The 22463-nt window shown below is 67.4% G+C and carries 25 protein-coding genes and 2 pseudogenes; 15 read left to right on the forward strand and 12 right to left on the reverse strand.

Annotated features, from left to right (window positions below; genetic code table 11):
* Window positions 1-47: 47 nt before the first annotated feature.
* From BW737_RS05780 to BW737_RS05785, 3 genes are all read right to left on the reverse strand, one after another.
* The gene (locus BW737_RS05780) at window positions 48-1331 is read right to left on the reverse strand and encodes an MFS transporter (protein ID WP_086614811.1); all 1284 of its coding nucleotides are present in this window, start codon (window positions 1329-1331) and stop codon (window positions 48-50) included.
* Window positions 1332-1417: 86 nt separating this feature from the next.
* Window positions 1418-1696 (reverse strand): fibronectin type III-like domain-contianing protein, encoded by a 279-nt coding sequence (locus BW737_RS16710; protein WP_218961795.1) that lies wholly within the window; start codon window positions 1694-1696, stop codon window positions 1418-1420.
* Between the two features lie 92 nt (window positions 1697-1788).
* Complete coding sequence (locus BW737_RS05785) at window positions 1789-3681, reverse strand: glycoside hydrolase family 3 protein (RefSeq protein WP_218961796.1); 1893 nt, start codon at window positions 3679-3681, stop codon at window positions 1789-1791.
* Between the two features lie 250 nt (window positions 3682-3931).
* On the opposite strand from BW737_RS05785, the gene BW737_RS05790 reads away from it, so the two are divergent.
* The 3 genes from BW737_RS05790 (at window position 3932) to BW737_RS17875 (ending at window position 6058) form a co-directional block, all read left to right on the forward strand.
* Entirely contained in the window at window positions 3932-4516 is a 585-nt protein-coding gene (locus BW737_RS05790; protein ID WP_086614810.1) for a TetR/AcrR family transcriptional regulator, read from the forward strand.
* Window positions 4517-4598: 82 nt separating this feature from the next.
* Window positions 4599-5873: a Bcr/CflA family efflux MFS transporter gene (locus BW737_RS05795; RefSeq protein WP_257210518.1), complete on the forward strand. Its 1275-nt coding sequence runs from the start codon at window positions 4599-4601 to the stop codon at window positions 5871-5873.
* The gene (locus BW737_RS17875; protein ID WP_257210519.1) at window positions 5864-6058 is read left to right on the forward strand and encodes a hypothetical protein; all 195 of its coding nucleotides are present in this window, start codon (window positions 5864-5866) and stop codon (window positions 6056-6058) included. The genes BW737_RS05795 and BW737_RS17875 overlap by 10 nt, the downstream gene beginning before the upstream one ends.
* A 22-nt stretch (window positions 6059-6080) precedes the next feature.
* On the opposite strand, the gene BW737_RS05800 is transcribed toward BW737_RS17875, so the two are convergent.
* Both BW737_RS05800 and BW737_RS19435 read right to left on the reverse strand, forming a co-directional pair.
* Window positions 6081-6758 carry a winged helix-turn-helix transcriptional regulator gene (locus BW737_RS05800; protein WP_086614809.1) on the reverse strand — a complete coding sequence of 226 codons (678 nt, stop codon included), beginning with the start codon at window positions 6756-6758 and terminating at the stop codon, window positions 6081-6083.
* A gap of 169 nt (window positions 6759-6927) precedes the next feature.
* A complete protein-coding gene (locus BW737_RS19435) occupies window positions 6928-7224 on the reverse strand; it encodes a hypothetical protein (RefSeq protein WP_180272082.1) in 297 nt (98 codons plus the stop codon).
* A gap of 581 nt (window positions 7225-7805) precedes the next feature.
* Between BW737_RS19435 and BW737_RS05810 the strand changes: the two genes are divergently transcribed.
* The 3 genes from BW737_RS05810 (at window position 7806) to BW737_RS05820 (ending at window position 10420) form a co-directional block, all read left to right on the forward strand.
* Complete coding sequence (locus tag BW737_RS05810; RefSeq protein WP_086614808.1) at window positions 7806-8534, forward strand: heme-binding beta-barrel domain-containing protein; 729 nt, start codon at window positions 7806-7808, stop codon at window positions 8532-8534.
* Window positions 8534-9745, forward strand: a complete 1212-nt coding sequence (gene ygfZ, locus BW737_RS05815) for a CAF17-like 4Fe-4S cluster assembly/insertion protein YgfZ (protein WP_086614852.1) — start codon at window positions 8534-8536, stop codon at window positions 9743-9745. Before BW737_RS05810 ends, ygfZ begins: the two co-directional genes overlap by 1 nt.
* Window positions 9746-9919: 174 nt before the next feature.
* Window positions 9920-10420 carry a hypothetical protein gene (locus BW737_RS05820; RefSeq protein WP_086614807.1) on the forward strand — a complete coding sequence of 167 codons (501 nt, stop codon included), beginning with the start codon at window positions 9920-9922 and terminating at the stop codon, window positions 10418-10420.
* A 185-nt stretch (window positions 10421-10605) separates the two neighbouring features.
* On the opposite strand, the gene BW737_RS05825 is transcribed toward BW737_RS05820, so the two are convergent.
* Genes BW737_RS05825 through BW737_RS15625 form a run of 4 tightly spaced genes read right to left on the reverse strand, consistent with a single transcriptional unit; the run spans window position 10606 to window position 14261 of the window.
* Window positions 10606-11376: an ABC transporter gene (locus BW737_RS05825; protein ID WP_086614806.1), complete on the reverse strand. Its 771-nt coding sequence runs from the start codon at window positions 11374-11376 to the stop codon at window positions 10606-10608.
* The gene (locus BW737_RS05830) at window positions 11376-12134 is read right to left on the reverse strand and encodes an ABC transporter permease (RefSeq protein ID WP_257210520.1); all 759 of its coding nucleotides are present in this window, start codon (window positions 12132-12134) and stop codon (window positions 11376-11378) included. The genes BW737_RS05825 and BW737_RS05830 overlap by 1 nt, the downstream gene beginning before the upstream one ends.
* Entirely contained in the window at window positions 12131-13120 is a 990-nt protein-coding gene (locus BW737_RS05835) for an ABC transporter ATP-binding protein (RefSeq protein WP_338063874.1), read from the reverse strand. Before BW737_RS05835 ends, BW737_RS05830 begins: the two co-directional genes overlap by 4 nt.
* Window positions 13113-14261, reverse strand: a complete 1149-nt coding sequence (locus tag BW737_RS15625) for a hypothetical protein (protein WP_143233295.1) — start codon at window positions 14259-14261, stop codon at window positions 13113-13115. The genes BW737_RS05835 and BW737_RS15625 overlap by 8 nt, the downstream gene beginning before the upstream one ends.
* Window positions 14262-15410: 1149 nt before the next feature.
* On the opposite strand from BW737_RS15625, the pseudogene BW737_RS15630 reads away from it, so the two are divergent.
* From BW737_RS15630 to BW737_RS05855, 6 genes and pseudogenes are all read left to right on the forward strand, one after another.
* A pseudogene (locus tag BW737_RS15630) lies at window positions 15411-15569 on the forward strand (ISL3 family transposase); the annotation flags it as partial.
* Between the two features lie 50 nt (window positions 15570-15619).
* Window positions 15620-15952: a hypothetical protein gene (locus BW737_RS05845; protein ID WP_086614803.1), complete on the forward strand. Its 333-nt coding sequence runs from the start codon at window positions 15620-15622 to the stop codon at window positions 15950-15952.
* A 473-nt stretch (window positions 15953-16425) separates the two neighbouring features.
* On the forward strand, window positions 16426-16563 hold the full coding sequence (locus tag BW737_RS16120; protein WP_180272084.1) for a hypothetical protein: 138 nt from the start codon (window positions 16426-16428) through the stop codon (window positions 16561-16563).
* Window positions 16564-16847: 284 nt separating this feature from the next.
* Window positions 16848-17000: a hypothetical protein gene (locus BW737_RS16125; RefSeq protein WP_180272085.1), complete on the forward strand. Its 153-nt coding sequence runs from the start codon at window positions 16848-16850 to the stop codon at window positions 16998-17000.
* 297 nt (window positions 17001-17297) lie between these two features.
* A complete protein-coding gene (locus tag BW737_RS05850; RefSeq protein ID WP_143233297.1) occupies window positions 17298-17783 on the forward strand; it encodes a hypothetical protein in 486 nt (161 codons plus the stop codon).
* Window positions 17784-18122: 339 nt separating this feature from the next.
* The gene (locus tag BW737_RS05855; RefSeq protein ID WP_257210521.1) at window positions 18123-18353 is read left to right on the forward strand and encodes a putative quinol monooxygenase; all 231 of its coding nucleotides are present in this window, start codon (window positions 18123-18125) and stop codon (window positions 18351-18353) included.
* A gap of 128 nt (window positions 18354-18481) precedes the next feature.
* Here BW737_RS05855 and BW737_RS05860 read toward each other — a convergent pair whose 3' ends face one another.
* From BW737_RS05860 to BW737_RS17885, 3 genes are read right to left on the reverse strand one after another with little or no spacing between them, the layout of a single operon-like run.
* A complete protein-coding gene (locus BW737_RS05860; protein ID WP_086614801.1) occupies window positions 18482-19774 on the reverse strand; it encodes an ABC transporter substrate-binding protein in 1293 nt (430 codons plus the stop codon).
* A complete protein-coding gene (gene fucP / locus BW737_RS05865; RefSeq protein WP_257210522.1) occupies window positions 19771-20868 on the reverse strand; it encodes an L-fucose:H+ symporter permease in 1098 nt (365 codons plus the stop codon). The genes BW737_RS05860 and fucP overlap by 4 nt, the downstream gene beginning before the upstream one ends.
* Window positions 20869-20897: 29 nt before the next feature.
* Window positions 20898-21152 (reverse strand): hypothetical protein, encoded by a 255-nt coding sequence (locus BW737_RS17885; protein WP_257210523.1) that lies wholly within the window; start codon window positions 21150-21152, stop codon window positions 20898-20900.
* Window positions 21153-21342: 190 nt separating this feature from the next.
* Between BW737_RS17885 and BW737_RS05870 the strand changes: the two genes are divergently transcribed.
* From BW737_RS05870 to BW737_RS19875, 3 genes and pseudogenes are all read left to right on the forward strand, one after another.
* Window positions 21343-21732 carry a DUF2516 family protein gene (locus BW737_RS05870; protein ID WP_086614800.1) on the forward strand — a complete coding sequence of 130 codons (390 nt, stop codon included), beginning with the start codon at window positions 21343-21345 and terminating at the stop codon, window positions 21730-21732.
* Window positions 21732-22187 (forward strand): D-aminoacyl-tRNA deacylase, encoded by a 456-nt coding sequence (gene dtd, locus BW737_RS05875; protein ID WP_086614799.1) that lies wholly within the window; start codon window positions 21732-21734, stop codon window positions 22185-22187. The genes BW737_RS05870 and dtd overlap by 1 nt, the downstream gene beginning before the upstream one ends.
* A pseudogene (locus tag BW737_RS19875) lies at window positions 22187-22408 on the forward strand (4-phosphopantetheinyl transferase); the annotation flags it as partial. The gene dtd and the pseudogene BW737_RS19875, both read left to right, overlap by 1 nt.
* Window positions 22409-22463 lie beyond the last annotated feature (55 nt).

The raw sequence follows: 22463 nt of genomic DNA on the forward strand, positions 1-22463 counted from the left end.
GGCCGCCTGTGAAACCGGCGGCTGTGAGGTCCGGGGCGGCCCCGGCGTCAGCGGATCGAACGGATGAGCGCGAACAGAATGCTGGCTATCAGTGCGGCGGCTGCGGCGACGACGAACAGCATGTGGTATCCGAAGGCGCTGATGGCCGCGGCCGCCACCAGCGGCCCGGCGATCTGCCCGCCGGTGTTCGCCAGGTTGAGAATCCCCAGGTCCTTCGCCGCCGTGTCCGGATCGGGCAGGACCGCGATATTGAGAGCCTGGTCGACGGCGTTGAACATTCCCAACCCGGTTCCGGCGATCACCGCGTACAGCACCATCATCACCGGCGTGGCGGAGAAGAACGGCACGAGCACGCCCACGGCAATGAGTAGGGAGGAGACAATCACGGGCAGCTTGACCATCTTGAACCTGTCCGCGACTGGTCCGGCGACGAAGGCCATCACGATGCCCGCGACCATGATGATCAGCGAGACGATGGAGATGTAGCGGGAGGAGTCATCCTCACCGAGCAGCATGTAGTCGGTGAGGATGTACAGCACGTACCCCTGGATGGCGAACTTGGCGAGAATGACGAAGAACTTGCCCAGCAGTGCCAGGTAGTAGTCGCGGGCGTTGTGGCGCGCGAACACGAAGTGGTCCAGCACCATGTCCTTGGTGAACGGGCGTTTGGGCATGTCCACCGAGGAGGCCTCACGGAAGAACAGCGAGGTTGCGGGTGCCACCAGCACGGTGAGGATCCCCAGGACGAGCAGGCCCGTGGCGGTGTTGCCCAAGAACTGGGCGCCGATGACCTGTCCCAGGCCGGTGCCCAATCCGTTGCCGAGCGCATAACCGGAGGCGGCGGTGCCGCGGAACTGCGGGGAGATCCGGTCGGAGAGCGTGCCCAGCAGCGGGGCAATGATCGAGTTGAGGAAGATCTGGTACACCGCCCAGGTGGTCACCAGGGCCGACACGCTTTGGACATGACCGAGCACCGTCAATGACGCGAGGGAGCCGACGGCTCCCACCCAGATCCAGGGGGTGCGGCGGCCGAGGCGCGATCGGGTCAGGTCCGAGCCGGCGCCGATGAGGATATTCGCGATTGCCGCCACGATCATCGAGATGGTCGAGTTGAGTGCCACCACCGCCGCCTTGTCGTCCGGCGCGATCTCGGCGATGCGTGCCGGCAGGAGGACGCCGACGGCGCCCAGGTAGGCGACGATCCAGCAGAAGGCGCCGATCGCCAGTCCGATCACGAGTCGGACCGGAAGCCGGGGCTGCTCGGCGTCGGTGGTGGTGCCCGACCACTCCGGTGCGGTGGGTACGGCTGTGGGTGTTTCGTTGTTGGCCATGGTTGCTCCATTGCTTGTATTTGGCCGGTTGTGTTGGATTCGGGACGTTTCAGAGCAAGACGATGGGGAAAGGGGCTTCACTGAGCTCAGATGACGACGGTGCGGCAGGCGGCGGCCGGGTCGCCCCAGAACTGGGCCGCCTCGAAGCGGACGGCGCCCGCTGGTAGGACGAAATCGCGCCGGTTCCGGTCCCAGCGGGACAGCGGTCGCAGCGAGGCTTCGACGGCGGCGGTGGTGCTCTGCCCGGGTTCCAGACCCACCCGAATGAAACCGATCAGCTCCCGCTGTCCGGCACGGTCGCCGTCCAGGCGGCTGGCGTACAGCTGAACGGTTGCGATCCCGGCGCGCCCGCCGGTGTTGCTCACGACGGTGGAGGCCCGTACCCGTTCGGCATTGACGGCGACATCAAGCCCCGTCAGGGTGAAGGTGGTGTAGCTCAGGCCCCGGCCGAGGGGAATCAGCGCCTCGGCGCCCTTATGTGCGAGCAGTCGCTGCCCGTACCAACGGTCGTAGAGACTTTGGTGGCATCTGCTCGGAACTCGGGCAGGTCATCGTCGCTGCGCGGTATCGCGTAGGGCATGCGACCGCTGAAGTTCTCCAGCCCCAGTAGCAGGTCGGCAAGGGCGTGCCCGCCCTCCATGCCTGAGTACCAGCCCATGACGACGGCAGGCACAGACTCGAACCACTCCTCCATGAGCACGGCGCCCGCGGCCACAATCACGACGACGGTGCGAGGCTGCACGGCCGACACGGCGCGGATCAGGGCGACATCCTCCTGCGGCAGATGCAGATCCGAGCGGTCACCGCCGATCTCCGGCTTGCCGGCCGCCGCCCGAAGGCGGGCCAGCATCTCGTTGAGCACCGCTTGATCATCCGCGGTATGCGGTTCGGGGTAGAGCTGCATGAGGTCGTCACGGGCGTAGATGCGTCCGTTGACCCATTCGCCCTCTTCGGCGGCTGTGTAGCCGACGATGACCACGGCGGCATCGGAATCTGTGGCCAGCACGGCGGCCTGGGCGGGATCGGCGCCGTTGTCATGAGCGACTCGGGCTTCGGGCAGGGCTGCACGCAGACCGGCCAGGGGTGTCACCTGGCGCGCATGCACGTTCGAGGAGCCGTGGTCACCGAGGTTCTCGACATCAGCGATGCGCCCGACGACGGCGATGGTTCGCAGCGACTTCGGATCCAGAGGCAGGGCGGGGGCGTTGCCCACCGCTTCATTGCGCAGCAGCACCATGGAGCGGGAGGCCGCCTCCCGGGCCAGTGCCCGATGCTCATCGCTGGCGATGACGGCCGCGGGCGGGCGCGCCTCGGAGCGTCGTGCGTAATGCTCCAGCAGGGTACGCAGCAGGCGTTGACCGGAAACACGGACCGCGTCGCGGCTCGCTTCTCCCGCGGCGAGCGCGGTGGGCAGATGCTCGGCGCGCAGCTGGGCGAAGGGCATCTCCACGTCAAGTCCTGCCGCCAGGGAAGCCCCGGCGTCGCGGATGGCCCAGATGAAGTCGGAGATGGTGAAGCCGGTGAATCCCCACTCTTCCCGCAGAACCTCCGTCAGCAGCTCTCGGGAGGCGCTCGCCCATTGCCCGTTGACCCGGTTATAGGCGCACATGATTGAGCCCGCGCCGGCACGTACGCATTCATGGAAATGGGGGAGGAAGTCCTCGTGCAGTGCCTCGGGATCGCAGTGCACATCGACGTCGAAGCGGGCATTCTCCATGGAGTTCAGGGCGAAGTGTTTGACGCAGGCGATGGCGTTGACACTGACGCCGCGGGTGAGCGCGGCTCCCATGGCGCCGAGCAGCACGCTCTGATCCGAGTAGGTTTCCTGCACCCGTCCCCAGGCGGGGTGGCGGGGCATATTGATACACACTCCACCGAAGAAGTTGCCGCCTGCGGCCCGAACCTCCTCGCCGATGGCCTGGCCGATCCGCTCCTCCAGGTCAGGATCCCAAGTGGCGCCCCGGGCCATGGACACGGGGAAGGCGGTGGCGGAGCCGACGACGACGCCGCGCGGCCCGTCGATGAAATGGATGCCGGGGATGCCCAGCCGTGCGTTGGCCCCGGCAGGATAGGGGAAGTGGTTATAGCCGTCTTGCATGATGCTGCGGCGCCCCTGCCAGAAGGGGATGTTGCCGTGCAGGAGCGCCAATTGCTCGGCGTCCGTCATTAGGTCCAGCAGGGAGGCGGCCTCGGCGTCGGGATCGCCGCCGTCGCGTACCCGGTCGACGGCTCGAGCGAAGGGTGTGCCGGGCACCAGATCCGGACCCGGGACGGCGCCTCCGGTATTTGGGTCCGGGCCGGGCAGGGAATCGGGCGCGGGCTGGGGTGAGGTGGATGTGTATACAGACATGGTTTGTCTCCTCGACATTGAGGAACTGAGTACTTGGCGACCACCAAGTTAGCTTGAGTGTAGCGGGTCACGGCATACGGCGCCAGTCCCCGGGAACCAGCGGTGGGCTGCCGGCAGTGGCTGTTGGAACAGGGTCTAGCTCCCGTGAGACAAGCGGCGAGGAGTCGGTCTGCAAGTACGGGGCGCAGCGGCGCGATAGCCTGAGTTACCGACCAGGCATTCGGCCGCAGGGAGGGGAGTACGTGTGAGTATGGTGAAGGGGCAAAGGCTCAGGGGACCGGAGCGCAAGGCGCAGATCATCGACGTCGCCACCGACCTCATCGGCGAGCGCGGCTACTGGGGCGTCTCCATCCAGGACATCGCCACCCGGTGTGCCATCACCGATACCGCCGTGCTGCATCATTTTGGCAGCAAGGAGTCCCTGTTGCTGGCGGTGCTCGAAAGTCGCGACGAGCGCGACCGAAGGGCTCTGGCGGACCTGCTCGGGCTGGCCCGCGGCGAGCTCTACGACCGACTCCCGGAGGTCGCCCTGGTCGACTTCTGCGATGCACTCGTGCAGCGCAATGCCTCCCAACCCGCCATCGTCGCCCTGTACGCCGTCCTCGACGCCGAGGCCCTCAACCCCGACCATCCCGCGCATCAGTACTTCCAGGAGCGCGAGCGGCTGGTAATCGAGAGCTTCGCACGCACCGCCTCCGACTTGCCCCTGGACCCGCAGGTACGCGGACGTCTTGCGCTGTCATTGATGGACGGCCTGCAACTGCGGTGGCTGCGCGATCGCAGTATCGACCTACTGGCCCAGTGGCGCCTCGTATCCGACCAGTTGCTGCGCTGATCGGGAGCCTGCGCCAGGACGAGGCGGCGCTCTGGCGGTAAGCCTTGCGGACGGAGCGGGTGCAAGATCTCACGCACCCTGCATGCATGACTTCACGGCATCCGGTTTCATAGTCTCGCTCCATGACCACCTCCCCTTCGACCGGACCCGCCTCTGCTCAGCAGGGGAAGGGGGTCACCCCAGAACCCGACGCGGCCTGCGTACCTCCTTCGCGCCCACCCTGCTGATCTCCCTGGCGGCGCTCGCGGCCATCGCCCCGCTCGCCATGGACGCCTATCTGCCGGCCTTCAACCAGATGGCCGCCGACCTGGGTGTGTCCGCCTCGACCACCCAGCTGACCCTGACCGCCTTCCTCGTTGGCGTGGCGCTGGGCCAACTGAGCATCGGCGTGCTCTCCGACCGCTTCGGCCGCCGCCCCCTGCTGCTGTGGGGCAGCGTGCTGGCCTTCATCGCCGGGATTGGCACCGTGCTTGCCCCCAGCGCCGCACTGCTGCTGGCTGCCCGCTTCCTGCAGGGCCTTGGCGCGGCCTCCGGCATGGTGCTGGGCCGCGCCGTCATCTCCGACCGCTCCCGCGGTATCACTGCGGCACAGGCCCTGAGCCTGGTGATGGCGATCCAGGGCATCGCCCCCGTGGCCGCCCCGATCCTTGGCGGGGCGCTGGTCGGCCCGGTCGGCTGGCGCGGCATCCTCGGCGTCGTCGCTGCCTTCCAGGGGCTGCTGGTGCTGCTGGTGATCGCGTGGGTGCCCGAGACCCTGCCCGCGCAGCAGCGCCACGAGGGAGGCTTCGGCATACTCGTCGAGGGCACGCGCGCGCTGGCCAAGGACCATGTCTTCGTCCGGCTGATCCTCATCAACGCGCTCGTCTACGCCCTGCTCACTTCTTTCCTTTCCGCCGCCCCCTTCATCATGCAGGGCGTACTCGGCATGGGCACCGCCGCCTACACCACCGTCTTCGCCGTCTGCGGCCTGGTGGTGACGCCGACTGTGGCGGCTTGCGGCGCTGCGGCCAAGCGGGTCTCGCCGGAGCGGCAGATCCGCATGGGGCTCATCGCCATCCTCGTTGTCGATGCCGTCTTCGCCGCGTTCTGCCTGACGCGCCTGACCGGTCCCGTGTCCTCGACGGCGCTTACGGTCGCCACCGTCGCGCTGTTCATCATCCATGTCATGATGCTGGGTACCTGCATGGGTAATCTGCCGGCCGTCGCCCTGGGCCGCACCGGCCGCTGGGCCGGCACCGGATCGGCGCTGCTGGGCTTCATTCAGTTCGTTTTCGGCGGCATCGCCAGCCCGCTGGTGGGACTGAGCGGCGAGGCTCCGGCGTCGCCTTCGGCGTCACGATCGTGGTCGTGGCGCTAGCGGCAAATGTGCTAGGCGCCTTCGGCGTGCGCGACCGTGGGGAGAAGGAGCAGCAGCGGGCCGCCGCCGCGGCCAAGCGGGCCTCCCGACTCGGCCGCGACCAGCTCGCCGAACAGGCCGACAACGGCGCTGATCAAGCCGCGATCCCCGCAGGAGAGCCCGCCACTGAGGTGGCCGAAGCCTGACGGCCGTCCGACGTCGTCGTCCCTAGTCCTGCTCTTCCTCGGAGGCGTCCAGGCGGTAACCGACGTTGCGGACCGTGCCGATCAGGTGGTCGTACTCGGTGCCGAGCTTGGCGCGCAGGCGGCGGATATGGACGTCGACCGTGCGCGAACCGCCGATATAGTCCTCACCCCACACCTCGTCCAGCAGCGCCTGCCGGGTGAGCACCCGCCCCTGGTTGAGCGCCAGCGCCTTGAGCAGCTCGAACTCCTTGTAGGTCAGGTCCAGCAGCGTGCCGCGGATGCGAGCGGTGTAGGCGGTGGTGTCGATAACCAGATCGCCGGCCTCAATACGGTCCTCGGCAATCGGCTCCGCCTCGGTGGTACGCACGCGTACCAGCCGCAGCCGCGCACCCAATTCGGTCGGTGCGGCCCCGGCCATGACGAAGTCAGCGGCCCCCCAGTCGGGCTGGACGACGGCGGCGCCGCCCTCCTCCAGCACCAGGATGATCGGTGGGCAGTCCATGGGCCCAGACAACAGCTGGCATAAGGCACGTGCGCGCATCAGGTCGCCGCGGGCATCGATCATGACCACATCCGCCTCGGCCGCCGAAGCATAGGAGGCGGGCACCGGTGCCAGGCAGTCGATCCGGCAGTCGAGGAATGAGATTGCGGGGACGACGGCGGTGGCGCTGTGCTCACGGGTGAACATGATGACGCGCACGGTTGTCGCCTCCTTCCGGCCCCAGCAGGGCCTGAGGCTCAGTGAACCACATTCGTATTTGCGAACGGATTACACGACCTGGTGCGCGCTGGTACATGCGCGGCGCGCGGGTGTGGGACGATGCGACCGTGAACACGCAGGATGTGCCCGGCATGGTGGACCCCGGGAGCTATGGGACGCGCCGCGGCGGCAACCGCCCCATCGAGGTGGGGCTGGTCGACCCGGCCTGGACTCGGCTGGCGGTGGCCAGCGTCGTGCCCGTGCTCCTGGCCATCTCCGCGGCCCTGCCCGCCTGGGCGCGCTTGATCGTCGTCGTCCTGCTGGTGCCCCTGACCGCCCAGGGCTGGCCGGCGCTCGTGCGCACGCGGCACGACCAGGGCGCCACCGCCGTCATTACCCTGACCGGATTGACCGCCGCGGTGCTGGTGGCCATCACCAATGACTTCGGCATGGCCGGGGTGGTCATGGCCCTCAGCGTGCCGGCGGCTTTCATCGCGCAGATGGCGCGGCGCGACGGCCGCCAGCACCTGGTGGAGGACCTGTCCTCCACCGTCACCGGAAACCTGGTCATGATTTCTGGCGCCGGCTGGTGCGCCTTACACACCGGGATCGCCGATCCCGCCGTTATCGTGCCTTGCACGCTGGCCCTGTTCATCGGCGCCCTGCTGACCACCCTGAACGTGCGTGCGAATGTGCTGGAGGTACTCACCGTCACCATCCCGGCACTGGTGGCGGGTGCCGCCGGCGGGGCATTAGCCATGGTCGGTTTCTTCGGGGCCAGCCACGTCGGGCCGGAGCCGGCCCTGCAGTCGGCGGCGGCGTGCCTGGTGGCCGGATTCGTGGCCGGGGTACTCATGGCCGCGGCCAATCGCGTCCTGTGGACTCACCGCTGGGTTCCCGGTGGTCGGGCCGCCGTGGCCAGCGCGATCGTGCCGATCCTGTCGCTGGGCGCCCCCGTGTACGCCATCGCTCGCGTCATGGGCAGTTTCATCGCGGCTGACGCCGACGCCGTGGCGTCCGGCAGCGCCCCGGCCGTACCCTGCACCCATGGCGTTTACGATTCCCGACGACCTCGCCCCCGAGCTGTACCCGCTGGCCTGGCTGGTGGGCACCTGGCGCGGCTACGGCATCCTCACCTACGGGGAGACCGTGCCGGAGCAGGCCGTCTATCAGGAGATGACCTTCGACCACGACGGCGGCCCCTACCTGCGGCAGACCAGCACCATCTGGACCGTGGACGCCACCCGCAGCCAGGACCTCGACTTCGAAATGCCCGGACTGGAAGGCGCCTCGCGCCTGACCCCCGCCCAGATCTGGTCCACCGAAACCACCTTCTGGCGGCCCGTCGGCCAGGAGCTGCCGGAGGCTGCCGATGGCGATGGTGCTGCGTCCGCACCCGCCTCAAAGACCCCGATCACCTCTCTGGAACTGGTTTCCACCGACCCTGCCGGGCACGTCGGCGTCTGGGAGGGGTGGATCCAGGGGCCGCGCGCCCAGGTCGGCACCCAGGCGGTGGGCCGCACCCGCACCGCCGCCACCGTCACCGAGATGAGCCGCATGTTCGGGCTCGTCGGCGGGGAACTCATGTGGACTCAGGACATGGCCGCCTTCGGCGAGGAAGAACCCAAGTCCTACGCCTCCGGGCGCCTGGGCCGGGTGGAGGACGCGGGGGAGGCCGACCCCGGGGCCGCCCTGCGCGAGGCCATCGCGGCCGACGAGGCCGCCCGCGCGGCGGGCACCGACACGGCGGCCACCGCAACGGACGCCCCCGCCTGATGCGCCGCAGCCCCCTCCTAGACCGGTCCGACGCCGTCGCCAATCCCGCCGGCGACCTGGATGCCGCCGTACCGGCCCGCTATGACGACCCGCTGCGCGAGCAGAACGCGCTGGTCGACGGGCGTGCCGCCACCGCGTTGGCCCGCGACGTCGTTGCCGTCACCGGCCCCGACCGGCTCAGTTGGCTCACCTCCCTGTCCAGCCAGGACCTGACCGGTCTGCTCCCCGGCGACGGCGGTGTGGAGGCACTGCTGCTGGACGCCCAGGGGCACATCACCCACGCCCTGGTCTGCGTCGACGACGGCGAGGTGCTGCTGCTGGTCACGGAGGTCGGACGCGGTCGGGCGCTGGCCGAGTTCCTGCAGTCCATGCGTTTCATGCTGCGCGTGGAGGTCACCGTGCGCGAGGACGTGGCCGTGCTGGCGGCGCTGGGCGAGGGCGGTGCGGCTCTGGAGGAGGCCGCATGGGCCGCGGGCGCCCACGTGGCCACCTGGCGCGACCCCTGGCCGGGTGTGGCCGAGGGCGGCACCAGCTACGACGTCGGCGTGGATCGGGAACACCCGGGTGCGGGGTACCAGGCCACCTGGGTGCTGGTGGCTGCCGAGGCCGTGGGGGAGGTTGCGCAGGCCTTCCTGGCCGGTGGCGTCGCGCCGGGACGGTGCTTGGCCGGTTCGCTGGCCTGGGAGGCGCTGCGCGTGGAGGCGGGGCGGCCACGGTGGGGCCGCGAGGTGGATGCGCGCGCGATCCCGCATGAGTTGGACTGGCTGCGCACTGCCGTGCACTTGAACAAGGGCTGCTACCCGGGGCAGGAGACCGTGGCCCGTACCCTCAACCTGGGTCGTCCGCCGCGGCGACTGACGATTCTGCAGCTGGACGGTTTCACCGGGCAGCTACCAGCGCCGGGTGCGAGCGTGTACCTGGGGGAGCGGATCGTCGGAGCGGTGACCTCTGTGGTGCGTCATGTCGACTACGGCCCCATGGCGCTGGCGCTGTTGCGCCGGGGCGTGCCCGCGGATGCGCCGCTGACCGTGGAGGTCACCGACGCGGATGCGGAGGAGGCCGCGACTGCGGCATCCGAGGAGGTGGTCACCCGGGTTGCTGCGGCCCAGGAGCCTCTGGTGTCCCCCGAGGGCCGAGCCCAGGCGAGCCCCTCCGAGCGCCCCGGTGCCGGACTGCGCGGCGTCTCCCTCCACCGAGACCGGCACCAGTAACACACCGAGGTCGGTTGAAGCGGCGGCGGAGCGATGGCGTGGTGACTGTTGCCCGTCTACGGGTGTGATGCTGGCTGCCCGGCGTGAACGAACTCTGAAACCGTTTGACAAAACGGGGGGGGTGGCACAGTACAGCCCGTCCTAGCAATCCTGATTCATAGGAGAATCACTTCCATGACTGCCATATCGCGCCGGGTTTTCGCGCTGGGAACCATGGGCGCCGTCGCCGCCGTCGCGCTTTCCGCATGCGGTTCCTCGGACTCCTCGGACTCCTCCAGCAACGCTGACGGAGGATCAACGAGTGATACGGAGGCATCGCCTGCCTCCGAGGAGACCACCGAGGAATCCGATGCCTCCTCTGGAAGCAACGCGGATAAGCACACGATCGTATTTGAAGTCACCAGTGACACGGCGAGCACTGCGGACATCACGCTGACCAGCCTGGATGCGAATGGCAACATCAGCCAGGAACAGTTGAGCGATGAAGCGCTTCCGTTCAGCAAGACGGTTGAGATTGATGGGTCCTTCGTCTTCGATGCCTCGAACGCGAACATCCTTGCTCAGGCCAAGGATGGAACGGACATCACCGCTTCCATCGCCATTGACGACAACGAGCCCGTTAGTTCGTCGGGATCCGGCGAGTACGCAACCGCGATGGCCCAGGCCTCCAACTGACAAGCAGCCGCCCGAGAACTGAGAATCGGCCGCCCGATGCGGCGGAACCGCTCGGGCGTTATGCGTGGCGTGTGGCGCCTCGCCTACTGCGAGCTTTTGCCCTCTGATGTGCGGCCAATTAGTGCACACCAGAGGGCAAAAGCTCGTACCAGGGCGCAAGGGGTCGCAGTAGAGGCCGGTATGGGTCACACGACGTCCCGGCGCAGTCCGGCGCGCAGCCGGGTGACGGCGTGCCGGGTGGCAGCCAGGCCGACTCCCGCCCACACGAGCGCGACCAGCAGGTCGTGGGCCAGAAGCGGTACGACGTCATCGGCCCCCGAGTCGAGGACTGTCACGGTGCCGCTTAGCGGCACTATCCCGCCGAGCACGCGCAGCCATGCCGGGCACAGTGACAGCGGCACAATCACACCGGCCAGCAGCGGCAGGAAGGTGGAGACAATGGTCGCGCCCAGGTAGGGGTCGGGTAGGTCGACTCCGATGCCTGCTGCGCCGACCCCCAGCAGCAGCCCACAGACGACGGCGATAGGCGCCAGGGCGATGACCCGCCCCAGCATGGCGGCGTCATGGGCGGGGGAGAGGACGAACACCGCGCCGATGGCGGCGGCCCCGGTGAGCACGGCCAGCAGCGCGGGCACGACCGCGACTGCCAGCCAGTAGGCCAGGTCCGCACGGCGGCGCGTGTGTACCTCCTGGAAGACGCCCAGGTTGCGGTCGGTGGCGACGGTGCCTACAACCCCGGCGCACACGGAGCTCGCCAGGGCCACCAGCGCGGCGGCGTAGCCGGTGCGCACCAGGTTGGGTGCGGACAGGTCTGCGCCCAGCAGGACGTCGTAGATGATGCTCAGCAGCGGCAGCACCAGCAGCGTCACTACGGCTGTGCCTAATGTGGCGAAGGCAGTTGATGACGCCCACGTCACGCGCACCCCCGAGGCCAGGCGCCGGATGAACAGCTCCATCAGATCACCTCCAGGGTGCCAGCGCGCGTGGCTAGCCACAGCGCCCGCCGCCCCAGCAGTGCTGCCAGGCCCAGCCAGGCGGCCACGCACACGCACCAGCCGACCACGTCCGCGGGGCATACAGCGCGCCCCAGCAGCATGTCGAAGGGCACAGACAGGGGCAGGAATCGGCTGATCCCGGCCAGCCAGGACGGCGGCGCGGTGGAGGTGAACAGGATGCCGGAGGCGATGAACACCGGCACCAGCAGCAACTCCTCGTAGGCGATCGCGTTGGGCGTGAGCACGAACAGCGCCGCGATCACGAGGCTCAGGGCCAGGCAGCCCGCCAGCAGTAGGAGCGCAGCCGCCACCATGCGCCCGGCCCCCATCCACCCGGGGACGGTGAAGTCCACCGATCCGGAGGCCACTGCCCACGTGCACCAGGCCACCGGTAGTGCCGCCATCCCGAAGGAGCCGGCGGCACAGACGACGGCCGCTAGAGACCGTAGAGCGCCGATCGGCGCCATCACCAGGTGCGCGAGAGTCCCCTTGTGCCGCTCGAAGCCGATGATGCCCGCGGCGCAGGTAGCGGTGGCCCACATGCCGATCACGCCGCCACGCACCCAGCCCTGGGTGGGGGTGATCCCGCCCCAGGCGCGGGCAGCGAGGAACTGCACCAGCGTTGTGGCGATGGTGGTGAAGACCATTAGCTGGATGAAGTAGGGGACGGACATGAACTGGCGTACGTGGAAGGCCGTCATGCGCAGTTGCCGAATCATCGTGCGAGCCTGTCGGCCAGGGCCAGGTAGGCCTCCTCCAGCGACGCCGGGCGGGTGACCAGATCGGCGGGCGCATCCGCCCCGATCTCGGCCAGGGCCCCGGCCAGGGCGGTGTCGTGGGTCTCCCGATCCGCGTGTGAGTCGTCCGCAGCCCAGTAGACGGTCACCGCCCAGCGGCCGGACGCGGGACGCTGCACGACGACGGCGACGTCCCCCAGTTGCTCCTGCACCCGGGCGGCAGCGTCGGCCAGTTGGGCAGGCAGGGAGAAGACACTGGTCATTGCGATGCCCGCGTAGGCGGCGACGTCGCTCACAGCACCGCGAGTGACGATCCGCCCCGCCCCGATCACGCTGATCGTGTCGGCCAGCTCCTCCACCTCCGGCATGGAGTGGGAGGTCAACAGCACCCCGGTGCCGTCTGCGGCCAGTTCCCGGATCAGGTTGCGTACCTGGAGGGCCACGTCGGGATCCAAACCGGTGGTCGGCTCATCCAGCAGGAGCAGCGGGGGAGAACCGAGCAGGGCGCGTGCCAGGTGCAGGCGCTGCAACATGCCGCGGGAGAACGCTCCGGCCTTGCGGGTGGCCACATCCGCCAGGCCCACCCGTTCCAGTGCCTCGTCCACCGCCTGTCGACGGCGGCGTCGAGCCAGCCCCTGCAGGTCGGCGAAGAACAGCAGATTGTCCCGGGCGGTGGCGCGCGGATAGAAACCGAGTTCGCCGCCGAGCACCAGTCCCAGGCGGGCGCGTGCCGCCTCGGGGTGGCGGACGGCGTCCATGCCGTCGACCTGGATCTCGCCAGTAGTGGGCGTCAGCAGGGTAGCGCACATGCGCACGGTGGTGGTCTTGCCGGCGCCGTTGGGGCCGAGCAGTGCATGCACCTGACTGGGCTCGACGCTCAAGGAGACGTCGTCGACGGCAACGAACTCCTCCTTGCCGAAGACGCGGCGCAGGCCGGAGGCCATTAGAACTTTGGTCTTGTCAGACAATATTGTCGAATCCTCGAATTCCTATAGGATCAGACTCGCAAAGTTCAGCAATGTGTTCCGCGTCGTCAAACAAGCGCCGCTTGTACAGGCACGCAGTCACAATTTCTCGTGACGCTCGGATGCCCTGAGTCGAGCCAATTTGATAGTAGCGCCAAAAAGCGTCCGAAGCATGCCGTGCCGCAGCATCGTAGCGTCCGTCAAGGTATAGACTGTACGCATATTCGCCCATCGCTTCCGGGAGATATTCAAATGCCTGTCGCCTTGTTGTTTCCAGATTCGTCTTGAGGATCTTGCTAGCTTCGGCATTGTTTGAGGAAAACGCCTTAATCTGAGCGGCATTGATTGCTACTTGACTACGGTAGCGACCAGCTCTCGACATTAGCTCAATGTCACCCGATGCGTTGCGCATAAACGAGACCAAGTGCTCATCGGCGCTCCGCAGTGCAGACTCCGGATCCCTGTCCCGCAACCGTGAATAGGCTAGCGCCACGAGATTATACATGATTGCGAGGTCCAGCTGGCCCTCTAAAGTTCCAGAATCTACGTATGCCTTTTCGGCATGAAATAAGCGTCTAAGTCCAGCCTCGAAAGACGATTGACGTTTGATTTCGAATGTAGCGGCGCGGTGTTGGGCCGCGTAGCGGTCGGTCTTAGAGTTTGTGCACATCGTGGCGGTTGCGAAGTACTCTAGGGCGTCGTGGTTGCCTAGCGCCCCAGCAATTACCCCACTGTAAATAAGCAACCGATAATCATTGGACCCTATTACGTCGGCCTTGCGTGCCGTGATCGCCTGAAATGCGCTGGCGTAATCGCCGAAAAACAGCGTTACCGCGTCGAGTCGCTCGGCGAGGCTGGTCAGTTCGGAAGCGACAAGGTAGTCGCGAATATCGACCGGATTTAATGGCGTCATACCGGCGATCTTTATATGTGTCGAATAAAAGACTGCTGGGTCTGGCGCGAAGCGAATTCCTAAATCTGTTACGTAGAGAGGGGCTGCTACGGTCCTGACGGGAGGGGGTGTGTGGCCCAATAGAAGAGCGGATGTGACGTTGTAGCGTTCAGCGAACGCCGGAGAAGTTGGACGTCCGTTGATCCGATCTAGCAATTCGTCCAAATGTTCGATGAGGTAATCGGTATCCATCAGGTATCGACCATGTCCTTCCCCGGCGTTCGCCTGCGTTGTTGACGTCAGCGTGCTACCGGAACTATGTGGTTCCACACCATCGTCATGTCGCCGAACATAGCGGATCTGGACTCGCTAATGGTTGCAGTGATCGTGCGTGCCTTATCGTAAGAGGTCATGTGTAGAGCTCCTTCAGATTGTCAGGGTATTGCTAGTGATAGCTAGCAATCGCATCTTCCTGCGAGGAATCGCAATGTGTCAAGGGAGTCCGTATAGTGGATAAATAGATGGAGGCTCTTTGTTTGTTAGTAGTTGCGTATGACTGTATCGCTTGGCACGGTGATAGCTCGTCCCCTCCGGGTGTGGTGGAGCTCGATTGCGAAAGGGGAACGAGCGTTTCTCGCCAGGAAGCCCCCGAGCTGGCCAGAATTGGTGTGATGACCTGGGAAGGCCCAGGACAATGCAGGGCGGTGCCGCATGCGCACTACACCCGCTCCGCATCTGTTTGTTCCCGCATTGTCGCGCAGATCTGGGTGGGCATGTCAAGCCCCGGGTTGCCCAGCTCCTCGGCGATCCTGCAGGTTCGCCCGTTACTTTGTTGGTGGTTCCGGGTTGTCCGGGGCCGGGCCAGCCGCTTCCGGCACGGGTTGTCGGCTCTTCGCGTTTGAGGGTGTGGTGGTGGGGTAGCGCGGGGTGCGCGTGTCGGGGTGGTGGGTGTGGGTCGAGGTCCCCGATGATTGATGGGCTACTAAACACGACCGATCACAAAGACCTCGACATGACCGAGACTACCTTCACTGCCCCTGACCTTGCTAGCTTCCTAGGCCAGAGGCGCCCTGGGACTGACAGCCACCGGCGTGTGCCTGGAGCAGGAGCGGGCGCTGGTGGAGTGCCGTCTGGAAGCCTCGGAGGAGGATGCGTTCTGCGGGGCCGAGGGCGCCTCGGTGGGGACCGCGGCCCGGCGCCTGGCGCATGTTCCGGTGGGCTGGCGGCCAACCCACTTGCTGGTGCGGCTGCGCCGGTGGCGCTGCCAGGGCTGCGAACGCGTGCGGGTGGCAGGATGCCTCTCGACCCGCCGCCAAGCGGGCTGTGTTGACTCGGGCGGCCGTGGACTGGGGCCTGCGGGCTGTGGGGGTGGACTTCATGTCCATCTCGCGCGTAGCAGCAGCTCCGGGGGTGTCGTGGGACACCGCCAACGGCGCGGTCCTGGAGCACGCTAAGAACACGCTCCTGAAGGACCCAGACCGTTTGAAGGGTGTAGAGGTCATAGGGGTGGACGGGCACGTCTGGCGGCACACCCGCAAGGGCGACCGGTACGTCACCGTGAACTGCACCGGGTTTGATGGAGGCAGTGAATACACGGAAGGATCACTGTCATGAGTGCTCAGAGGAAGTACCCCGAGGAGCTGCGGGAGCGGGCCACCAGGATGGCTGTGATGGCTGTGGAGGCCCGCCGGGACCCCGAGCGGTCTAAGGGAGCGATCCGCAGGATCGCCGATGAGCTGGGTGCCCCGCCCCGAGGCGCTGCGTACCTGGGACACAGGAAGGCCGAGGTTGACGCGGCTGCCAGGCCGGGGACCACCAGCGAGGATGCCGAGCGGATCAGACAGCTGGAGGCCGACAAGCCGCGAGCTGCGCAGGGCGAACGCCATCTTGAGGAGTGCGTCGGCTTTTTTCGCGGCCGGTGCCCGCAGCGCCCGTCCCGCTGATCTGTGAGTACATCGACTCCCACACAGGGAGGAGCTGCGGGGCCTGTGCCGATCTGCCAGGTCCTGACACAGTCAGGCATGAGGATCGCCCCGAGCACCTACTACGCGGCCAAGGCCCGGCCCCCATCAGCAAGGAGTAGACGCGATGACGCTTTGAAGGCCGAGATCAGGCGGGTGCATGAGAACAACTACTGCGTGCTTGGGGCCAGGAAGATGCATGCGATGCGGGGCCGTCCTGAGGCCTGTGAGCGGCATGGGCTGGGGCATGCGGTGCCCGCTGTACCGCGGGTGCGGTTGATGCGGGCCATGGGCCTGCATGGTATTCGCCGCGCCAAATCGCCCAGGACGACCCGTTCGGCTCCCAAGGGAGCAGTGCTCGGCGGATTTGGTGAATCGGCACTTCAGCGCGTTCAGACCCAACGAGTTGTGGGTCGCGAACATTACCTATGTGCGCACCCTGTCGGGCTGGGTGTATGTGGCTTTCGCCCGCTGACGTGTACTCGCGTCGGATCGTCGGCTGGCAGACGTCCACGAGCTTGTACACCGACCTGGCCCAGGGGCGCCCTGAGGATGGGGATCTGGCAGCACCCGGCGTGAGGGCACTGACCTGAAGGGGCTGATTCATCACTCCGACCGGGGTGCGGCTGTACCGGGCGATACGTTACGGGCAGGCCCCCTCGGACTGCGATGCGGTCGCCTCGGTGGGGTCGAAGGGCGACTCCTATGACAACGCGCTGGCCGAGGCCCTGATACTGGCTGTACAAGGCGGAGCTCATCCGCAATCACAAGTATTTGGATGAGCACGGGCCCTGGGAGGGCATTGATGATGTCGAGTTCGCCACCGCCGAGTGGGCGCAACTGGTCGGGCACCGTCCGGCCTCACTCCGCCACAGGCATGCACGCCCCTATCCAGCACGAGCAGGCCTACACCCCACCACCACGGGAAGACACCAACACCATCGCCGAGCCCGAGACCGAACCCGAGGCCGTGGACGTCGGCGAGCAGACCACCAACCAACCCCAGCCGGCAACCACCGGCGCCAGATAAATACACCCTCCACAAAACCCAGGGCTTGACACACCCCCCCGGGGTTAGCCTGCTGGACCATCGCCCTGACTTTCCCGCATCACACCAGCCAAAACCCTGATCCGAAGCACCACATTCACGCCGACACTCGTAGAGGCAGGGGCGGGGGAACGGCAAAGTGCGGCTAGCCGGGGCGGCCTCGCCGGTGCCCTCGCCTCGTACCCCTTGGTGGGGCCGCGGAGTTTGAGTGTACGGCGCCCGCCATGACTTGGTGTTGTGGTCTCTGTGGGAATGCTGCCGCTGTGGAAGTATGGGCGCATGAGCGACCGCAGCCGTTGGATCGTGCCCATCGCCCTCGGGGCCGCTGGTATCGCCTATGTGAATGGGCGCCTGCGTCCGCGCGGCGACGACGCAGAGCCCCTACCCGGAGACGAACTCCTGCCCGACGCCGAGATCGTCGAGACGCACGAGACGGTGCTGCAGGCGCCTGTGGCCGACGTATGGCCCTGGCTGGTCCAGATGGGCTATGGGCGTGGCGGTTTCTACAGCTTCGACGTGCTTGAGCGGTTGGCCGGAGTGAGCATTTCCAATGCGGATGTGATCAACCCGGCGTGGCAGAACCTCACCGAGGGCGAAGTGGTGCACCTAGCCGAAGAGGTCGCCTGGTGGTCGTGCGTGCGGAGCCGGAGCGCTGCCTGGTCCTGTCATCCAAGGGCGGCCGTGCGCCCGCTGAGGCAGGTATGGATTTCGACTTCACTTGGGCATTCGTCCTCACCCCGACGGGACTGCATGCCTGCCGTCTAACGGTGCGTGAGCGGTACATGCCCTACACGCTGGCCGCGTACCGAATGGTGCGGGCCGTTCGCCCGGTGGCCCGGCTCATGACACACGGCATGCTTCACGGCCTGCGGCGTCGTACCCGGGGCTGAGGCGAGGGCCGTGACGAGGATCATCGGTGCGCCGACTCAGAACATATCCCGGCGCTGCCGGAGCGGCCGGGCCCGTGCTTACACCCCCTCTACCGCCAGCGTGATGCACGCCATAGAATCGCCGTGGTGTTGCCCGTACTCCCTGAGGAGAAACCATGAAGATCCTGCACTCACAGTTCACCGCCAAGCCCGGTTACGAGGATGAGGTCGCCAGATGATCTGCGACTTCGGTGAGAAGGTCCGCACCGAGCCCGGCAACCGCGTCTTCGACGTCTACCGCCACAGCGACGACCCCGCGAAGTTCTTCGTTATGGAGGCCTACGTGGACGAGGAGGCCTTCCAGACCCACCTGGGCATGCCCTACGGCGGCCCCTTCAACGCCCGCCTGGAGGAGCGCATCGAGGAGCCGCACTCGGTGCTGACCTTCCTGGATCAGATCGGCTGAGACCGTCTGCGCCGCCGGAACGGGCGGGGCCGTCAACCACCGCCGGTGGTTGACGGCCCTGTTCTTGATGGGCCCGCGGCGATCTGGCGTCGGGCCAGGAGCCGACCTACCTGCGCGGGCTGTCCTGATCAGAGGTTGGGGCCGGCCGCGCCCTCGTTGACCCGCTCGGCGAGGATGCGGGCGAAGGTCGAGGCCGAGGCGTCGCCCGTCGACAGGTAGTTCTTGACGGCCTTGAAGAAGCCGTCCTGCATCGCCGGGGAGATCACCTCGCCGTAGGAGATCGCATTGAGCACCGTCTGACTGCGCAGGTCTTCGGCGGCTTGCTGCTGGTAGGGGGTGAGCGTGGAGACGTCGGCGTCATTGCGCACCGGCACGCAGCCCTTCACCTCGCATACGGCGGTCTGCACCTGCGGGTCGAGCACGGTGCTTAGGAAGGCGTCGGCATCCTCACCGTTCGCCGACGTCGAGGAGCGGACAAAGGTGTCCACCACGATCAGGAAGGTTCCCTCGGTGCCCGGGAAGACCACCGAGGAGACGGGTGATTCCCCGGTGGTGGATCCGGCCAGCGCCTCGGACTCGGTCAGGGCGCCGTCGTTCATCTGGTAGAAGCCGCACTCGCCGTCCGCCAGCCGGCCGGCCGCCTCATCCCAGGTGCGGTCGGCGTCGTCGGGATCGGTGTAATCCATGAGCTTCCCGAAGGTCTCCAGGGCGTCGGTCACCTGCTGACCGGACCAGTCGAAGCGGTCTGCCTCGATCTGGGCCCATCCCTCCTCGCCGACGGTGGCCAGCAGCACGGACTCGAACAGGCCCGCCGTGGTGATGGAGTCGGCGCCGCCGATACACAGCGGCGTGGTCCCCTGCTCCTGCAGGGTGTCCAGGTCGGCGAGCAGATCGTCGAGGGAGTAGCCCGACCCCGGCTCGTCAATGCCCGCCTGCCGCAGCACGTCGCGGTTGAACATGAGGATGTTCGCCCGGTGCACGGACAGTGGGGCCGCGTACTGGCTGGAACCCACCGTGACCGAGGCGAGGATCTCTTCGGGGAGCTGGGCGGTGACCTCATCGGTGAACAGGGAGGACACATCGCCGACGACGCCGGCGTCCCGCCAGGCTGTGACGTTCCCGGCCGTCAGCGACTGCCACACGTCGGGGGCGTCGCCGCGGGCGATGCGGGAGGCCAGGGTCACGTGGGCCTGGGAGCCGGCACCGCCGACGACGGCCAACTGGTCCACGGAGACGTCGGAGTTGCGCTCCTGGTAGGCGTCGACGAGCGTGTCCAGGGCGACGGACTCCGACGCGGAGGTCCACCAGGACAGCACCTCGATGGAGTCGGACGGGGCGGAGGAGCCCCCACAGGCGGTCAGGGCGAGGGCGGTGCTGGCCGCCGCGATCAGGGCGGCGGCGCGTTTTCTCAGGGAAGTCATGACTGGGCCTTCCTTCCGGAGACTGTGCTGGCTGAGGCCGTGCCGGAGGCCGTGTCCGACGCCGCAGCAGCGGTGGCTGTTTGGGTGGGCGCGCGCAGGTCGTAGATCGCGTAGGCGGTGACCATGGCGAAGCACGCCGCCGGAACGATGAATGAGGTGGACGCGCTGGTGGCGTCCATTACTCGGCCCTGGACCATCGGCATGATCGCCCCGCCGACGATCGCCATGACTAGGCCGGCGGCGCCGAACTTGGTGGCGTCCCCGAGTCCGGAAAGAGCCACGCCGTAGATCGTGGGGAACATCAGCGACAGGCAGAAGGACGCGGAGATAATGGCGATGACACCGGTGATGTCGGGGCGCAACGAGGCGTAGATGCACAGGCCCACGGCGATCGCTCCCAGCACCGCCATCACCTTGGTGGCTCGGATGCGGGCGATGACGGCGGTCATGAGGAAGCGGGCGATCAGGAAGACGATCAGGCTGATCTGCAGCATCTGCGAGCCCAGCTGCAGGGAGCCGTTCAGTGCCTGCTGGGTGTACTGGATGATGTAGGTCCAGCAGCACACCTGGGCGGCCACGTCGAAGAACTGGGCGATCACCCCGTAGCGGTAGCGCTTGGAGCGCCACAGGGTGGCCAGCGGACTGGCCGGCCGCGCGGCGTCGTCCTCCACCACGGCGGTGGGCGGCGCCTTCTGCACGAAGATGATGACCAGGATGATGGCCAGCAGGACGCCGAGCCCGATGTAGGGGCCAGTGACGGCGCGCAGCTGCTCGGCGCGGATGGCCCGCTCGGTCTCGGGGCTGACGTCGGCCAGGTTCACCGGGGTGTCGAGCTTGGGGAGGATGAGGGTGGAGGCGATCAACACGCCGATGTTGGTGCCCAGTGGGTTGAAGGCCTGGGCGAGGTTCAGCCGCCGGGTGGAGGTCTCCTCCGGCCCCAGGGAGATGACATAGGGGCTGGCGGAGGTCTCCAGCAGCGAGCAGCCGGCGGCGATGGCGAACAGGGCGGCCAGGAAGGCCCCGTAGGTCATCACCTGAGAGGCGGGCCAGAAGCCGAAGGCACCCAGGGAGGCGAGGGCCAGGCCGGAGACCATGCCCGCCTTGTAGCCCCAGCGGGAGTTGATCAGGCCGCGGGGATCGCCAGCAGGAAGTAGGCGCCGTAGTAGGCCATTTGCACCAGCGACGCCTGGAAGGAGGACATGTCGAAGATGCGCTTGAACCCGGAGACCATGGGGGTGGTCAGGTCCGCGGCGATACCCCAGGCGGTGAAGCAGCCGATGACCGCGACCAGGAGCATGGTGGCGCCCGGATACAGGATCTTGGTGGAGGCGGGGGATGCGGACTTGTTTGATTCGTTCGTTTCGGGCAGGGCCGTCATAGGAGCTCCCGGATCGGCGGTGATGCGGTCTGCGTCGGGGTGAGGTGTGGAGGTGGGTGGCGGGGCGGTTCGACAGGGGAGTGACCACCAAGTGTGACCTGAACCATATCATGCATGTGTGGCGGTGGTGCGCTTTCGCCCACGGGGAATGGTGCTCGCAGCGCGTCGGGGCGACGGCTACAGTTGATTCGTGGACATTCTGGTGCTAATCGCCTCCTACCTCGCGCAGGCCGTCTCCTGGATCTGGCGGGCCGCGCAGTTCACCGCCGTGGGCCTGGGCATCTGGGCGCTCATCGACACCCTCACCCATGACCCGTCGCACTTCATCGCGGCCGGCAAGCGCACCAAGGGCTTCTGGCTCGGTGCCAACGCCGCCGGCGTCGCCGTGGTCCTGCTGATGGGGGCGACCTCCATGCTGGGCCTGCTCGGCGTGGTCGCCAACGCCGTCTACCTGGCCGACGTCCGTCCCGCCCTGCGGTACTACGCGCCGGTGCGGGTGCGCTCCTCGATCCGCTTCCCCGGCAACGGCCGCGGATCTCGGGGCGGTCGGGGTCCGCGCGACTGGACTCCCGGCCGCTGATGCGCGCCGTCTTGCAGCGCGTCCACCGGGCGGCGGTGCGCGTTGACGGCGAGGTGGTCGGTGCCATCGACCGCCCCGGGCTGTTGGCCCTGGTCGGCGTCACTCACAGCGACGGTCCCGCGCAGGTGGCCACCGTGGCCCGCAAGATCGCCGAGCTGCGGCTCTTCGACGGCCCCGGCGACGACGACGGCGCCCCGGGCCAGGAGGTCTCGATCACCGACCTGGGGGCGCCGGTGCTGGTTGTCTCCCAGTTCACCCTATACGCCGACGTGCGCAAGGGACGCCGCCCCTCCTGGAACGGTGCGGCTCCGGGTGAGGTGGCCGAACCGTTGGTGGAGGCAGTCATTGCCGAACTACGCGGCCGCGGCCTGGAGGTGGCCACCGGCAGCTTCGGCGCCCATATGGACATCGACGCCGAATTGGATGGTCCGGTCACCATCCTCGTCGAGGCCTGATGCCGAGGGCGGAGGTGCGGGAGGCACAGGGTCCCCTGCTGGCAAGGCTCGTCCCGCCGTCGGTGATTGTCGCCGAGGCGCGACACGACATCGACGCTCCGCTGCTGCCGGCGGAGTGTGCCCATATCTCGGGTGCCTCGGTGCGTCGTCGCGCTGAGTTCACCACGGTGCGCCACCTGGCCGGGCGGGCGCTGGCAGAACTGGGGGTGGCCCGGCCCGCCATGGTGCCGGGGCCGATGGGGGAGCCCACCTGGCCCGACGGCGTCGTCGGTTCAC

Origin of the sequence: Actinomyces ruminis, from assembly GCF_002154335.2 — a bacterium.
Lineage (GTDB): Bacteria > Actinomycetota > Actinomycetes > Actinomycetales > Actinomycetaceae > Actinomyces > Actinomyces ruminis.